Annotated in this window: 14 protein-coding genes; 8 read left to right on the top strand and 6 right to left on the bottom strand. The window is 59.9% G+C overall.

Features of this window, described 5'->3' with window-relative positions; genetic code table 11:
- Positions 1–2 precede the first annotated feature (2 nt).
- The 4 genes from frr to rpsB all read right to left on the bottom strand — a co-directional run bounded on the left by frr (position 3) and on the right by rpsB (position 3,309).
- The gene (gene frr / locus JTY93_RS05740; protein WP_169996870.1) at positions 3–560 is read right to left on the bottom strand and encodes a ribosome recycling factor; all 558 of its coding nucleotides are present in this window, start codon (positions 558–560) and stop codon (positions 3–5) included.
- Positions 557–1,300, bottom strand: a complete 744-nt coding sequence (pyrH, locus tag JTY93_RS05735) for a UMP kinase (RefSeq protein ID WP_003172271.1) — start codon at positions 1,298–1,300, stop codon at positions 557–559. Before pyrH ends, frr begins: the two co-directional genes overlap by 4 nt.
- 211 nt (positions 1,301–1,511) lie before the next feature.
- Positions 1,512–2,375: a translation elongation factor Ts gene (gene tsf / locus JTY93_RS05730; protein WP_003172264.1), complete on the bottom strand. Its 864-nt coding sequence runs from the start codon at positions 2,373–2,375 to the stop codon at positions 1,512–1,514.
- Positions 2,376–2,568: 193 nt separating this feature from the next.
- Positions 2,569–3,309, bottom strand: coding sequence for a 30S ribosomal protein S2 (rpsB, locus tag JTY93_RS05725; protein ID WP_029297291.1), 741 nt, complete (start codon positions 3,307–3,309; stop codon positions 2,569–2,571).
- A 386-nt stretch (positions 3,310–3,695) separates the two neighbouring features.
- Between rpsB and map the strand changes: the two genes are divergently transcribed.
- The 4 genes from map to JTY93_RS05705 all read left to right on the top strand — a co-directional run bounded on the left by map (position 3,696) and on the right by JTY93_RS05705 (position 9,455).
- Positions 3,696–4,478, top strand: coding sequence for a type I methionyl aminopeptidase (gene map, locus JTY93_RS05720; protein ID WP_029297294.1), 783 nt, complete (start codon positions 3,696–3,698; stop codon positions 4,476–4,478).
- 67 nt (positions 4,479–4,545) lie between these two features.
- The gene (locus tag JTY93_RS05715) at positions 4,546–7,248 is read left to right on the top strand and encodes a [protein-PII] uridylyltransferase (RefSeq protein WP_169996868.1); all 2,703 of its coding nucleotides are present in this window, start codon (positions 4,546–4,548) and stop codon (positions 7,246–7,248) included.
- Between the two features lie 145 nt (positions 7,249–7,393).
- Entirely contained in the window at positions 7,394–8,593 is a 1,200-nt protein-coding gene (gene dapC / locus JTY93_RS05710; RefSeq protein WP_205477020.1) for a succinyldiaminopimelate transaminase, read from the top strand.
- A gap of 553 nt (positions 8,594–9,146) precedes the next feature.
- Positions 9,147–9,455 carry a zinc metalloprotease gene (locus tag JTY93_RS05705; RefSeq protein ID WP_205477019.1) on the top strand — a complete coding sequence of 103 codons (309 nt, stop codon included), beginning with the start codon at positions 9,147–9,149 and terminating at the stop codon, positions 9,453–9,455.
- On the opposite strand, the gene JTY93_RS05700 is transcribed toward JTY93_RS05705, so the two are convergent.
- Positions 9,445–11,088: a Na+/H+ antiporter gene (locus JTY93_RS05700; RefSeq protein ID WP_205477018.1), complete on the bottom strand. Its 1,644-nt coding sequence runs from the start codon at positions 11,086–11,088 to the stop codon at positions 9,445–9,447. The two genes, JTY93_RS05705 and JTY93_RS05700, sit on opposite strands and share 11 nt — an antisense overlap.
- A 264-nt stretch (positions 11,089–11,352) precedes the next feature.
- Between JTY93_RS05700 and JTY93_RS05695 the strand changes: the two genes are divergently transcribed.
- The 4 genes from JTY93_RS05695 (at position 11,353) to JTY93_RS05680 (ending at position 14,414) form a co-directional block, all read left to right on the top strand.
- Entirely contained in the window at positions 11,353–11,661 is a 309-nt protein-coding gene (locus JTY93_RS05695; RefSeq protein WP_240344362.1) for an arsenate reductase, read from the top strand.
- A 32-nt stretch (positions 11,662–11,693) separates the two neighbouring features.
- Complete coding sequence (gene dapD, locus JTY93_RS05690; protein ID WP_029300118.1) at positions 11,694–12,728, top strand: 2,3,4,5-tetrahydropyridine-2,6-dicarboxylate N-succinyltransferase; 1,035 nt, start codon at positions 11,694–11,696, stop codon at positions 12,726–12,728.
- Between the two features lie 70 nt (positions 12,729–12,798).
- On the top strand, positions 12,799–14,004 hold the full coding sequence (locus JTY93_RS05685; RefSeq protein ID WP_205477016.1) for an aminotransferase class V-fold PLP-dependent enzyme: 1,206 nt from the start codon (positions 12,799–12,801) through the stop codon (positions 14,002–14,004).
- On the top strand, positions 14,001–14,414 hold the full coding sequence (locus tag JTY93_RS05680) for a SufE family protein (RefSeq protein WP_205477015.1): 414 nt from the start codon (positions 14,001–14,003) through the stop codon (positions 14,412–14,414). Before JTY93_RS05685 ends, JTY93_RS05680 begins: the two co-directional genes overlap by 4 nt.
- 116 nt (positions 14,415–14,530) lie before the next feature.
- On the opposite strand, the gene tcdA is transcribed toward JTY93_RS05680, so the two are convergent.
- Positions 14,531–15,346 (bottom strand): tRNA cyclic N6-threonylcarbamoyladenosine(37) synthase TcdA, encoded by an 816-nt coding sequence (gene tcdA / locus JTY93_RS05675; protein ID WP_205477626.1) that lies wholly within the window; start codon positions 15,344–15,346, stop codon positions 14,531–14,533.
- Positions 15,347–15,393 lie beyond the last annotated feature (47 nt).

Below are 15,393 nucleotides of genomic sequence, written 5' to 3'. Positions count from 1 at the left end.
CCTTATACGGCCATCAGGTCCTTTTCTTTCTCTTCCGTGGCCTTGGTGATCAGGACCTCGGATTCCTTGGTCAGCTTATCGATATCAGCGATTGCACGACGCTCTTCGTCTTCGCTGATTTCCTTGTCCTTGACCAGTTTCTTCAGGTCACCCAGGGCGTCACGGCGAATGTTACGCACGGCAACACGGGCATCTTCCGCTGCGCTACGCGCCTGCTTGGTGAAGCCCTTGCGGGTTTCTTCGGTCAGCGCAGGCATGGAGATCAGCAACAACTCACCCAGGTTGGTCGGGTTGAGGTTCAGGCCGGCGCTCTGGATGGCCTTGTCGACGGCAGCGAGCATGTTGCGCTCGAAAGCCACGACCTGCAGGGTGCGCGAGTCTTTTACGGTAACGTTGGCTACGCCGCTCAGCGGAGTGTCGGAACCGTAGTAAGGCACCATCACGCTGCCCAGGATGCTTGGGTGAGCCTTGCCGGTACGAATCTGGCCGAATGCATGGCTCAGAGACTCCAGGGATTTGTGCATACGCGCTTGGGCGTCTTTCTTGATTTCGTTGATCATTGTTGGCCTTCCTCGATCAGAGTCCCTTCTGCGCCGCCGTGTACGATATTCAGCAGGGCGCCGGGCTTGTTCATGTTAAATACGCGCAGCGGCATCTTGTGGTCGCGGCACAGGCAAATTGCCGTCAGGTCCATAACGCCCAGCTTGCGATCCAGCACTTCATCATAAGTCAGATGATCGAACTTCTCGGCATGCGGGTCTTTGAATGGATCGGCAGTGTAGACACCATCAACCTTGGTGGCCTTGAGCACCACGTCAGCATCGATTTCGATGGCGCGCAGGCAGGCAGCCGAGTCGGTGGTGAAGAACGGGTTGCCGGTACCGGCAGCGAAGATCACCACTTCTTTGGCGTTCAGGTGGCGCATGGCTTTGCGACGATCGTAATGATCGGTCACACCAACCATCGAGATGGCCGACATCACAATGGCCGAGATATTGGCACGCTCCAGGGCATCACGCATGGCCAGGGCGTTCATCACAGTGGCCAGCATGCCCATGTGGTCGCCAGTGACCCGATCCATGCCAGCAGCACTGAGCGCTGCGCCACGGAACAGGTTGCCACCACCAATCACCAGGCCAACCTGGACGCCAATGCCGACCAATTGGCCGACTTCCAGCGCCATGCGGTCAAGCACCTTGGGATCGATCCCGAACTCTTCCGAGCCCATCAGGGCCTCGCCGCTAAGCTTGAGTAGAATGCGTTTATAGCGAGCCTGATAACCACTGCCCTGCTGAGCCATTGCGAATCTCTCCTGCGGCGTTTTTTTAAAAAATTCTTGGCGAGCCGTTTACGGCTTGCGTTCACTCTAGCTGGACGCTGTCACAGCGCCATCGGAACACGGCTTTGTAAGCCAGTTCCAAAGGGAAGCCAAATAAAATTGAGCATCCCATTTGAAAAGAGGCTGCGCGCGTGAGCGGGCAGCCTCTCTTGGGCGACAGTTGAAAACTGTCTTATTGCTTGGCGGCAGCCAGCTGGGCAGCAACTTCTTCAGCGAAGTTGTCGACCGGCTTCTCGATACCGTCGCCTACTTTGAAGTAGGTGAAGGAAACGATTTCAGCACCGGCTTTCTTGGCCAGCTCGCCAACCTTGATTTCAGGGTTCTTGACGAACGCCTGCTCAACCAAGCTAGCTTCGGCCAGGAACTTGCTGATACGGCCTTTGACCATGTTCTCAACAATGTTTTCTGGCTTGCCTTTGATTTTTTCTTCGTTCAGCTGCAGGAACACAGCTTTTTCGCGCTCGATCGCTTCGGCAGAAACTTCCGAAGGCAGCAGGAACTCAGGGTTGCTGGCCGCTACGTGCATAGCGATGTCTTTGGCCAGCTCAACGTTGCCGCCCTTGAGGACAACTGCAACACCGATCTTGTTGCCGTGCAGGTAACCACCAACAACGTCACCTTCAACACGCACCAGACGACGAATGTTGACGTTTTCGCCAACCTTGCCGACCAGTACCAGGCGATCAGCTTCTTGAGCGGCGATCAGCGGAGCGGCGTCAGTCAGTTTGTCGGCGAACGCTTTTTCAACGCTAGCAGCAACAAATGCCTTGAAGTCGTCCTGCAGAGCCAGGAAGTCGGTCTGCGAGTTCACTTCCAGCAGAACGGCGGATTTGCCGTCTTCTTTCAAAGCGATAGCGCCTTCAGCAGCTACGTTGCCTGCTTTCTTGGCAGCCTTGATCGCGCCCGAAGCACGCATGTCATCAATGGCTTTTTCGATGTCGCCGTCAGCCTTTTCCAGGGCTTTCTTGCAATCCATCATGCCTTCGCCAGTACGCTCACGCAGTTCTTTAACCAACGCTGCAGTAATTGCTGCCATTTTCAAATTCCTCTTGGATAGGTTTTCAACCATTCCACCCGACTTGTACGGGCGTTCAATTCTTCCCGAACCACCCTTGTTAACCGCTGCACGTTACAGATGCTGTAGCTGTGCCGCTCACAAATGGTTTTCGAGGTGGCAAAAAGGGGGCCAAGCCCCCTTTTTGCTTACTGAGTCAACGCCAGGGCGTCAATTACTCAGCTGCAGCGACCGGTGCTTCTTCAGCAGCGAACTCTACGGTGCCGCCGCCAACATTGTTGCGGCCACGGATTACAGCGTCAGCCATCGAACCCATGTACAGCTGGATAGCGCGGATTGCGTCATCGTTGCCTGGGATGATGTAGTCAACGCCTTCCGGGCTGCTGTTGGTATCGACTACGCCGATAACCGGGATGCCCAGCTTGTTGGCTTCGGTGATCGCGATGCGCTCGTGATCAACGTCGATAACGAACAGTGCGTCAGGCAGACCGCCCATGTCCTTGATACCACCCAGGGAACGATCGAGCTTTTCCAGGTCACGGGAGCGCATCAGCGCTTCTTTCTTGGTCAGCTTGGCGAAAGTACCGTCTTCGGCTTGCACTTCAAGGTCACGCAGACGCTTGATGGAAGCACGGATGGTTTTGAAGTTGGTCAGCATGCCGCCCAACCAGCGGTGATCGACGTACGGCGAACCGCAACGTGCTGCTTCTTCAGCAACGATCTTGCCAGCGGAACGCTTGGTGCCGACGAACAGAATCTTGTTTTTGCCCTGGGCCAGGCGCTCTACGAAAGTCAGAGCTTCGTTGAACATTGGCAGGGTTTTTTCAAGGTTGATAATGTGGATCTTGTTACGCGCGCCGAAAATGTATTTACCCATTTTCGGGTTCCAGTAACGGGTCTGGTGACCGAAGTGCACACCGGCCTTCAGCATATCGCGCATGTTGACTTGGGACATGATAGTTCCTTAATAAGTCGGGTTTGGCCTCCACGTATCCCAATGACCAACCAGCGGCTTCAAGGCCTCCGGCACCCAGGTCATCGTGTCGACACGTGTGTGGATTTAAGCTTTGCGGGGTATCCCCGGAAAGCGGCGCATTTTATACCACAGCAACGACAAAAACGAAACCCGCAATCGCATTTGCTTGCCGCCACGGCCACCCAAGCCATTGAATCGGGTGAAAATACCCACACCTTATAGAGAGAAGCGATAGCCAGAGACTCATGGTTTGTACCTTGCGTCTGTTAGAATCGCGTTTTTTGGGCTTGTGCGAACGCTGCACCTTTTTGTCGCACACCCGTAAACCGTATTGATTTCAGCGCGTCGCGCTAGAGAGAGCCTGTATGACCGTTACCCTGAAAACCGCCGAAGATATCGCAGGCATGCGCGTTGCCGGCAAACTGGCTGCCGACGTGCTGGAAATGATTGCCGAACACGTCAAGCCCGGCGTTACCACTGAAGCCCTGGACCGCATCTGCCATGACTATATCGTCGACGTGCAGAAAGCCATCCCTGCGCCGCTGAACTACAAAGGCTTCCCCAAGTCGATCTGCACCTCGATCAACCACGTGGTCTGCCACGGTATCCCGGGCGACAAACCGCTCAAAGACGGTGACACCCTGAACATCGACGTCACCGTGATCAAGGACGGTTATCACGGCGACACCAGCCGCATGTTCCACGTCGGCAACGTCCCGGTCTGGGCCGAGCGCCTGTCCCAGGTCACCCAGGAATGCATGTACAAGGCCATTGAACTGGTCAAGCCCGGCTGCCGCCTGGGCGATATCGGCGAAGTGATCCAGAAGCACGCTGAAAAGAACGGGTTCTCGGTAGTCCGCGAATTCTGCGGCCACGGCATCGGCAAAGTGTTCCATGAAGAGCCACAGATCCTGCACTACGGCCGTGCCGGCACCGGCATGGAGCTCAAGGCAGGCATGACCTTTACCATCGAGCCGATGATCAACCAGGGCAAGGCCGACACCAAGGTGCTGGGCGACGGCTGGACCGCCATCACCAAGGACCGCAAGCTTTCGGCACAGTGGGAGCACACCCTGCTGGTCACCGACACCGGCTACGAGATCTTCACCCTGCGTGCCGATGACACTATCCCCCGCGTTTCGGCCTGATGCTTGCAGCGGGCTTTCCGGATAGCAACGTTGCGACCTACACATAGATAGAAAGGAAAGCCGATCGATGCCCCAGGTGGATCCCGAACTCTTCGACCGTGGCCAGTTCCAGGCGGAACTGGCGCTGAAGGCAAGCCCGATTGCCGCCTTCAAGAAAGCCATCCGCCAGGCCCGCGAGGTGCTCGACGGACGTTTTCGCAGCGGCCGGGAGATCCGCCGGCTGATCGAGGATCGCGCCTGGTTCGTCGATAACATCCTGCAAAAGGCCTGGGAACAGTTCGACTGGAGCGAGGACGCCGATATCGCCCTGGTGGCCGTCGGCGGCTATGGCCGGGGCGAACTGCACCCCTACTCCGATATCGATCTGCTGATCCTGCTGGACAGCGCCGACCACGAGATTTTTCGCGACTCCATCGAGCGTTTTCTGACGCTGCTATGGGACATCGGCCTGGAAGTCGGTCAGAGCGTGCGCTCGGTAGATGAATGCGCCGAAGAGGCCCGCGCCGACCTCACCGTGGTCACCAACCTGATGGAAAGCCGCACCATTTGCGGCCCCGAACGCCTGCGCCAGCGCATGCTGGAAGTCACCAGCACCGCGCATATGTGGCCGAGCAAGGAGTTCTTCCTCGCCAAGCGCGCCGAGCAAAAAGCCCGGCACCACAAGTACAACGACACCGAGTACAACCTGGAACCCAACGTCAAGGGCTCGCCTGGCGGGCTGCGGGACATCCAGACCATTTTGTGGGTGGCCCGGCGCCAGTACGGTACCCTGAACCTGCGAGCCCTGGCCGGCGAAGGCTTTTTGGTAGAGAGCGAAAACGCCCTGCTGGCCTCGTCCCAGGAGTTTTTGTGGAAGGTGCGCTACGCCCTGCACATGCTCGCCGGACGCTCCGAAGACCGCCTGCTGTTCGACCACCAGCGCTCCATCGCCAGCCTGCTGGGGTTTGAGGGCGAAGACGCAAAGACCAGCATCGAAAGCTTCATGCAGCAGTACTACCGGGTGGTCATGAGCATCGCCCAGCTCAGCGACCTGATCATCCAGCATTTTGAAGAAGTGATCCTGGCCCCCGAAGACGAAGCGCCGCCGCAACCGATCAACGCACGCTTCCAACTGCACGATGGCTATATCGAGGCGCGCAACGACAACGTGTTCAAGCGCACCCCATTTGCCATGCTGGAAATCTTCGTACTGATGGCCCAGCAACCGGAAATCAAGGGCGTGCGCGCCGACACCATCCGCTTGCTGCGGGAAAACCGTCACCTGATCGACGACGAATTCCGCAACGACATCCGTAATACCAGCCTGTTTATCGAGCTGTTCAAGTGCAAGATCGGCATCCACCGCAACCTGCGGCGCATGAATCGCTACGGCATCCTCGGGCGCTATCTGCCGGAGTTCGGCTTTATCGTCGGGCAGATGCAACACGACCTGTTCCACATCTATACGGTCGATGCCCACACCCTGAACCTGATCAAGCACCTGCGTAAGCTGCAGTACACCCAGGTGTCAGAGAAATTCCCGCTGGCCAGTAAGCTGATGGCCAAACTGCCCAAGCCCGAGCTGATCTACCTGGCCGGCCTGTACCACGATATCGGCAAGGGCCGGCATGGCGACCATTCGGAGATCGGCGCGGTGGATGCGCAAGCCTTCTGCCAGCGTCACCAGTTGCCGCAATGGGACAGCCGCCTGATCGTCTGGCTGGTGCAGAACCACTTGGTCATGTCCACCACTGCCCAGCGCAAGGACTTGTCCGACCCGCAGGTGATCCATGACTTCGCGCAGATCGTCGGCGACGAAACCCGTCTCGACTACCTGTACGTGCTGACCGTCTCCGACATCAACGCCACCAACCCGACCCTTTGGAATTCGTGGCGCGCCAGCCTGTTGCGCCAGCTCTATACCGAGACCAAGCGCGCGTTGCGCCGTGGCCTGGAAAACCCGGTGGACCGCGAAGAGCAGATCCGCCGCACCCAGAGCGCGGCTCTGGATATCCTGGTGCGCGGCGGCAACGACCCGGACGATGTGGAGCAACTGTGGTCGCAATTGGGTGATGACTATTTCCTGCGCCACACCGCAGGCGACGTGGCCTGGCACACCGACGCGATCCTCCAGCAGCCGGCTGACGGTGGCCCGCTGGTGCTGATCAAGGAAACGACCCAGCGCGAATTCGAAGGCGGGACGCAGATTTTCATCTACGCCCCGGACCAGCATGACTTCTTCGCCGTGACCGTGGCCGCGATGGACCAGCTCAACCTGAACATCCATGACGCGCGGGTCATTACCTCCAGCAGCCAGTTCACCCTCGATACCTATATCGTGCTCGACACCGAAGGCGAGTCCATCGGCGATAACCCCGAGCGCGTGAAAAAGATCCGCGAAGGCCTCACCGAAGCCCTGCGCAACCCGGACGACTACCCAACCATCATCCAGCGCCGGGTGCCGCGCCAGCTCAAGCACTTCGCCTTTCCTCCCCAGGTGACCATCCACAACGACGCCCAGCGCCCGGTCACGGTGCTGGAACTCAGCGCGCCGGATCGGCCAGGCCTGCTGGCACGGATCGGTGGGATTTTCCTGGAGTTTGACCTGTCGCTGCAGAACGCCAAGATTGCCACCCTGGGCGAGCGGGTCGAAGACGTATTCTTTATTACCGACGCCGACAACCACCCCCTGTCCGACCCGGAACTGTGCCGCCGCTTGCAGGACGCCATCGTGCAGCAATTGAGCGTGAACCAGGAGCCTGGGGCAGAAGGTTTCCGACTGACCATTTGAGTTGAATTTTTCCCTGTGGGCGCGCGCCCTTGTAGGAGCTGGCTTGCCTGCGATGGCATCGCCTCGGTGTACCAGATACACCGCGGTGCCTACATCGCAGGCAAGCCAGCGCCTACAGGGGCCGCGCTCAACGATAGAGGACCCTATGAACAACGCCCTGAACCAGCTGCAACCCTATCCGTTCGAGAAATTGCGCGCCCTGCTGGGCAGTGTCACGCCAAACCCGGACAAGCGCCCGATCGCCCTGTCCATCGGCGAGCCCAAGCACAAGTCCCCGGATTTCGTCGCCCAGGCCCTGGCCAATAATCTGGACCAGATGGCCGTCTACCCGACGACCCTGGGTATTCCCGCCCTGCGCGAGGCCATTGGCGCCTGGTGTGAACGACGCTTCAACGTACCCAAGGGCTGGCTGGACCCGGCGCGCAATATCCTGCCGGTCAATGGCACCCGCGAAGCGCTGTTCGCCTTCACCCAGACCGTGGTCAACCGTGGCGACGATGCGCTGGTAGTCAGCCCGAACCCGTTCTATCAGATCTACGAAGGCGCAGCATTCCTCGCCGGGGCCAAGCCGCATTACCTGCCATGCCTGGATGAAAATGGCTTCAACCCGGATTTCGATGCGGTGACACCGGATATCTGGCAACGCTGCCAGATCCTGTTCCTGTGCTCCCCCGGCAACCCGACCGGCGCGCTGATTCCGGTCGCGACCCTGAAAAAACTGATCGCCCTGGCCGACCAGTACGACTTCGTGATCGCCGCCGACGAGTGCTACAGCGAGCTGTACTTCGACGAACAAACCCCTCCGCCTGGCCTGCTCAGCGCCTGTGTTGAACTGGGTCGCGAGGACTTCAAGCGCTGCGTGGTGTTCCATAGCCTGTCCAAGCGCTCCAACCTGCCGGGCCTGCGCTCCGGTTTTGTGGCCGGCGATGCCGAGATCCTCAAGGCCTTCCTGCTGTACCGCACCTACCACGGCTGTGCAATGCCGGTGCAAACCCAGCTGGCAAGCATTGCCGCCTGGCAGGATGAGGCTCATGTATTGGCCAACCGTGATCTGTACCGGGAAAAATTCGCCGCGGTCCTGGCGATTCTCAAGCCGGTATTGGACGTACAGAACCCTGACGGTGGTTTTTACCTGTGGCCGAACGTCGAGGGCGACGACGCCGCGTTCTGCCGCGACTTGTTCGTGGAAGAACACGTGACCGTGGTGCCGGGCTCGTATCTGTCGCGGGAAGTGGACGGTTTCAATCCAGGCGCCGGGCGGGTGCGCCTGGCACTGGTTGCACCGTTGTCCGAATGTGTTGAAGCGGCGGAGCGTATTCGCGATTTTATTCAACGTCGCCGCTGAATACTCACCCCATGTTTACCTCAGGTAAGCATGGGCTTACATGTTCAGGCCGTTCGAATGAAACTTTCCAGCGATTTGGACGAATGAATCCATACATTCGTCCTCATGCGTCATAGGAAAGACCACATGATAAACACCACCCTGCCAACCGCGCTCCACTACCCGCCTGCTGCCTCATCCGTCGGAAATGCTACCGATTCGGCCCAACCCCTTTCCAGAAGCCGACGCAACATTGGCGAACCCGCCACATACTGGCCCCAACACAGCACGATAAAAATAGCCATGTATGACTACGAAATGGACGATGAATACGTAGAGGCCGTCAAAAGCGCCGCCAGCGCATGGCTGCCCCACATCAATCTCAAGTTCGAGTTCGTATCAGGAGAAGAAGGTGACGTTCGCATTACACAGAACGTGAACGACGCCTCAGAGGGTAGATCAACCATGGGGACAAGAGCACTCGTCAAGCCTCCCGCCAGTCCGACCATGTCATTGCCAAGGAACCATACGCACCCCCCGATTCGCCTACGTGGTAATGCATGAGTTCGGCCATATGCTCGGCGCCCGTCACGCCCATCAACACCCCGATGCCCATATTCCCTGGAATATGGACAAGGTGTTTGAAGGCTACACCCGTATCGCCGGGCTGGACCGTGAACAGGTACAAAGTAATGTGCTCCCTCTACCCCGCTCCAGCCAATACGACTTCATGCCTTACGATGGTGACTCGGTCATGCACTATGAAATCAGCTACAAATTAACCCATGGAGGCTGGGGCCAATCTGAAACCTGGTCCCTGAGCGATGGGGACATCGCCTGGGCAAACAAGGCCTACCCAAAAGCAGCTCCCGCTACTTCTTGAGCCCCAGGTTCGCCTCACTCATATCCAGGTCCGCCAGCACCTCGCGCAGCACATCATCACCAATCTGGTGGTGGCGGCTCAGGCTGTACAACTCCAAGCGCTGCGCGCGCAGGGCCTTTAGCCGCAACTTGCGCTCCAACTGATCCATCTGCAGCGCCAATGCCTGGGCTTCAGCCGAGTCATTGAACACCTCCAGTTGATGGCGGTACTCCGACATGATCCGTGCCTTGAGCTCCGTCGCCAGTGCAGCCTGCGCCGCGTCCAGGGGCGCCACGTCGGCGGCCTCCTCCGCCTCCAGGGCATGAATTGCAGCCTCGGCGGTTTTCTTCCAGGCATCGCGCACCTCACCGTGACGCTTGTCATCCGGGCTTTTCTCAATCCCCCGTAGCAACAGCGGCAAGGCAATGCAGGCGGCCACCAATGACAGCAGAATCACCCCGGCGGCGATAAAGATCAGCAGATCACGCTCCGGAAACGCCTGGCCGGGCGCCATCAGCAACGGTACTGACATCACGCCGGCCAAGGTCACAGCCCCGCGTACACCGCCGACGGTCAACAACCAGCAGGAACGGGCGGTTGGCACCAGTGTCAGCTCGCTTTTACCGCGCAGGCGCCGCAGCAGACCAGACAGGCGCCAAATACTCTGTACCCAGATAAACCGCAGCACCAGCAACACCAGGAAGATCGCGATCACGTCCAGGACGCGATAAAACAAGGTCGGCCACAGCGTGGCTTCGTGACTGGTCACCGCCTTGATGATGTCCGGCAATTGCAGACCCAGCAGCAGGAAGATCAAACCGTTGAAGGCAAACTCCAGCAGCGACCAGACACTGCGATTGAGCAAGCGCGTACTGGTCTGGCGCGGCAGCAGGTCCAGCCAGCTTTGCATCATGCCCGCCGCTACCGCCGACAAAATTCCCGACGCCCCCAGCCGTTCGGCCAGCACGTAGGCAGCAAACGGCAGCAGCAACATAAACACCACATGGGTGGCCGGGTCATCCCAGCCCCGGGCAATCATCCAGGCCCGCAGGCGCCCCACCAGCCAGCTCAACGCCACACCGATGGCCAGGCCACCGAGCGCCACCAGCACAAACGTCAGGCTGGCATCGGCCAGGGAAAACACCCCGGTCAACGCCGCCACGAGGGCGAACTTGAACGTCACCAGGCCCGACGCATCGTTCATCAAGGCCTCGCCCTGGAGCATATGCATCAGGGGCGTGGGCAAGCGGTTCTGGGAAATCGCCGACACCGCCACCGCATCCGTCGGCGATAAAACGGCCGCCAGGGCGAAGGCCACAGGCAGGGGAATGCTCGGCAGCAACCAATGGATAAAGTAACCAGCGCCCACCACGGTAAACAGCACCAGCCCCACCGCCAACGTCAGGATCGGCCCGCGCAGGCGCCACAGTTCGCGCTTGGGCATGCGCCAGCCATCGGAGAACAGCAGCGGCGGCAGGAACAGGAATAGAAACAACTCCGGGTCCAGGGCCACATGCAACCCCAGGGTCGGCCACGCCAGCAAGGCGCCGGCAGCAATCTGCACCAAAGGCAACGGCAAGGGAATGACACGCCCGACCAGACGCGAAACGCTGACCAGCATCAGCAGGATAAGAACGGTGTAGGCGGTTTGCATAAAGCGGGGTTCCCGGACAATCGACGTACTACGACACATATCAGGCAGCAGCGCGCCTTTGAAGTGCCATATTAGCCACCTATGCTGCCGTCTGGCTTTTGCACATAAGTCGCACCCGATCACGTAAAGAGTGACGAGCGGCACCGAATCCCTTCGGTCATGGCATAATCCGCGATCCTACGTTTCCATCAGCCCAAAGGGGGCAGTTCCTTGACCGATTCAAGCAAAACATTGCACCTTTTCGGCATCAAAGCCTGCGACACCATGAAAAAGGCTCGTACCTGGCTCGATGAAAATGCCATCAGCTATGAGTTTCATGACTACAAGACGGCCGGTATCGACCGCGAACACTTGACCCAATGGTGCAACGAGCACGGTTGGCAAGTGGTTTTGAACCGTGCAGGCACGACCTTTCGCAAACTCGAAGACGAAAAGAAAGCCGATCTCGACCAGGCGAAAGCGATTGAACTGATGCTCGCACAACCCTCGATGATCAAGCGCCCGGTGCTTGATCTCGGTGACAGAACCCTGATTGGCTTCAAGCCAGATAGTTATTCGGCGGCCCTCAAGTAGGCCAGCCACTTCATTTTTGTAGAGGTAACAGCATGTCCAATTCCCTGTTCAGCCTGGGCTTCGGCGTCGGCACCCAGAACCGCCAAGGTGCTTGGCTGGAAGTGTTTTACGCGCAGCCATTGCTCAACCCTTCGGCAGAGATCGTTGCCGCCATCGCGCCCATCCTCGGCTACACCGAAGGTAACCAGGCCATCACGTTCACCATTGCCCAAGCCTCGCAGCTGGTTGATGCACTGAAAAATGTAGATGCCACCCAAGCCGCCCTGCTGACCCGCCTGGCCGAAAGCCACAAGCCGCTGGTCGCCACACTGCTGGCCGAAGACGCAGCGTTGACCTCCACTCCAGAGGCCTACCTCAAGCTGCATCTGCTGTCCCACCGCCTGGTCAAGCCCCATGGCCTGAGCCTGGCCGGTGTGTTCCCGCAACTGCCGAACGTGGCCTGGACCAGCCAGGGTGCGATCGACATCGGCGAGCTGGCCGAGCGCCAGTTGGAAGCGCGCCTGCGTGGCGAGCTGCTGGAAGTGTTCTCGGTGGACAAGTTCCCGAAAATGACCGACTACGTGGTGCCGGCCGGCGTGCGTATCGCCGATGCAGCGCGCCTGCGCCTGGGTGCCTATGTAGGCGAAGGCACCACCGTGATGCACGAAGGTTTCATCAACTTCAACGCGGGCACCGAAGGCCCGGGCATGATCGAAGGCCGTGTATCGGCGGGCGTCTTCGTCGGCAAGGGTTCGGACCTGGGCGGCGGTTGCTCCACCATGGGCACCCTGTCGGGCGGCGGCAACATCGTGATCAAGGTGGGCGAAGGCTGCCTGATCGGCGCCAACGCCGGTATCGGCATCCCGCTGGGTGATCGCAACACCGTGGAATCGGGCCTGTACGTGACCGCTGGCACCAAAGTGGCACTGCTCGATGAGCAGAACCAACTGGTCAAGGTGGTCAAGGCCCGTGAACTGGCTGGCCAGCCGGACCTGCTGTTCCGCCGCAACTCCGAGACCGGTGCCGTGGAGTGCAAAACCCACAAGTCGGCCATCGAACTGAACGCAGCGCTGCACGCTCACAACTAAGCAGCGACTCGATGCCACCGGAACCGGCCGCGCTGTTCAGCGCGGCCGGTTCATATGAGTCTTGAACCCCATGCTTGTGCCTTCGCCCTGGCGCGCCGATTTCCCGGCCATCGCTACCTTGCAACGGCAAGACCAGACCTATCTGGACAACGCCGCTACCACGCAAAAACCTCAAGCCCTGTTGGACGCCCTCAGCCATTACTACGCCAATGGCGCAGCCAATGTGCACCGTGCCCAGCATTTGCCGGGCGCCCATGCGACCCAGGCGTTCGAGGACAGTCGCAGCAAAGTGGCGCAATGGCTCAACGCAGGTGATAGCGGGCAGATCATCTTCACCCACGGCGCAACTTCAGCGCTGAACCTCCTGGCCTATGGCCTTGAGCACCTTTTCAACCCGGGCGATGAGATTGTCATCAGCGCCCTGGAACATCACGCCAACCTGTTGCCCTGGCAGCAGTTGGCCAAACGCCGCGAGCTCACGCTTGTGGTGTTGCCCCTCGACGACGAGGGCTTGATCGACCTGCAAGCCGCCGCCGCGATGATCGGGCCACGCACCCGGTTGCTGGCGGTGAGCCAATTGTCCAACGTGCTGGGCGCCTGGCAGCCTTTGCCGCAGTTGCTGGCACTGGCCAAGGCCCACGACGCCTTGACCGTGGTGGATGGCGCACAGGGCATCGTCCACGGGTGCCATGACGTGCAGGCCCTGGGCTGCGACTTCTACGTATTTTCCAGCCACAAGCTCTACGGCCCGGACGGCGTCGGCGTGCTTTACGGCCGCACCGAAGGCCTGCATCTGCTGCGCCACTGGCAGTTTGGCGGCGAGATGGTGCAACAGGCGGACTACCACAGCGCCAGCTTTCGCCCGGCGCCCCTGGGTTTCGAAGCGGGCACCCCGCCGATTGCCGGGGTGATTGGCCTGGGGGCGACCCTCGATTACCTCAGTTCCCTGGATCAACCGGCGGTGCTCGCCCATGAAGCGGCGCTGCATGACTATCTATTGCGCGGCTTGCGGGCACGCAATGGCGTGCGCCTGTTGGGCTCGCCACAGGTGGCCCTGGCCAGCTTCGTAGTGGACGGCGTGCACAACGCCGACCTCGCCCACCTGCTGACCGAGCAAGGCATCGCGGTACGCGCCGGCCATCACTGCGCAATGCCCTTGCTCAAGCGCTTGCATTTATCCGGCGCGATCCGGGTTTCCCTGGCCCTGTACAACGACTCCGATGACCTGGAGCGCTTTTTTGAAGCGCTGGACCAGGCCCTGGATATGTTGCGATGAGCTTGCCGGCGGATGCACTGACCGCGCTGCAAGCCTTTCAGGCCGTCGGCAGTTGGGAGCAACGCGCCCGCCTGCTGATGCAATGGGGCGAGCGGCTGCCGGCATTGGTGCCTGAGGACAAGATCGACGCCAACCTGGTACAGGGCTGTGAAAGCCTGGTGTGGCTGGTGGGGCGCTTGCACGAGGGCCACTGGCAGTTTGCCGCCAGCAGCGACGCGCGCTTGATTCGCGGGTTGGTGGCGTTGTTGCTGGCGCGGGTCAATGGCCTATCGGCGCACGCGTTACAGGCGGTCGACCTGCCTGACTGGTTCAGCCAGTTAGGGCTTTCTCGCCAGTTGTCACCGTCGCGCAGCAATGGCCTGAACGCAGTCCTGCAGCGCATGCGCGACTTGAGCCATACACAAAACTAACTGTAGGAGCGGGCTTGCCCGCGATAGCGGTGGGTCAGTTGATCGATACTTGACTGACCCACCGCTATCGCGGGCAAGCCCGCTCCCACATTTTGATGTATGTCCCGCAGAGAGACTCAGGTGGGCTTGACCCGCTCGGACGGCCTGCGCACCCCGGCCACGATCTTGTCCACCGCCTTGGTCGCCGCCACCATGCCAAACGTCGCCGTCACCATCATCACCGCGCCAAACCCACCCGCGCAGTCCAGCTTTACGCCATCCCCCACAAAACTCTTCTGCAAACAGATGCTGCCATCGGGCTTGGGATAACGCAGCTGTTCGGTGGAGAACACGCAAGGCACGCTGTAGTGCCGAGTCACGGTGCGTGAGAACCCGTAGTCGCGACGCAAGGTGGAGCGCACTTTCGAGGCCAGCGGATCGTTGAAGGTGCGGTTCAGGTCGCACACCTGGATCAGCGTCGGGTCAATCTGCCCGCCGGCGCCGCCGGTAGTGATGATCTGGATCTTGCGCCGCTTGCACCAGGCGATCAGCGCCGCCTTGGCGTTGACCGCATCGATGCAGTCGATCACGCAGTCGATCGTCGGCGTGATGTACTCGGCCATGGTGTCGCGGGTCACGAAGTCCGCCACCGCATGCACGGTGCAATCGGGGTTGATCGCGCGCAGGCGCTCGGCCATCACTTCGACCTTGGGTTTGCCTACCGTGCTGTCCAGGGCGTGTAACTGACGGTTGCTGTTGCTGACGCACACGTCGTCCAGGTCAAACAGCGAAATCTCGCCCACCCCGCAGCGGGCCATGGCTTCCGCCGCCCACGAACCGACACCGCCCACGCCGACGATGGCCACATGGGCCGCTTTCAAGCGTGCCAGGCCTTCAATGCCATACAAACGGGCGACACCGGCAAACCGTGGATCTTCTGTGCTCATGACCATTACCCCAAAAACCGGCGCGCATTATGGACTACGCAGCGACAAGTTCG

Source organism: Pseudomonas hygromyciniae (genome assembly GCF_016925675.1).
GTDB lineage: Bacteria > Pseudomonadota > Gammaproteobacteria > Pseudomonadales > Pseudomonadaceae > Aquipseudomonas > Aquipseudomonas hygromyciniae.
Note: the sequence above shows the minus strand (reverse complement) of the source record. Positions and strands in the feature narration are given on the sequence as shown.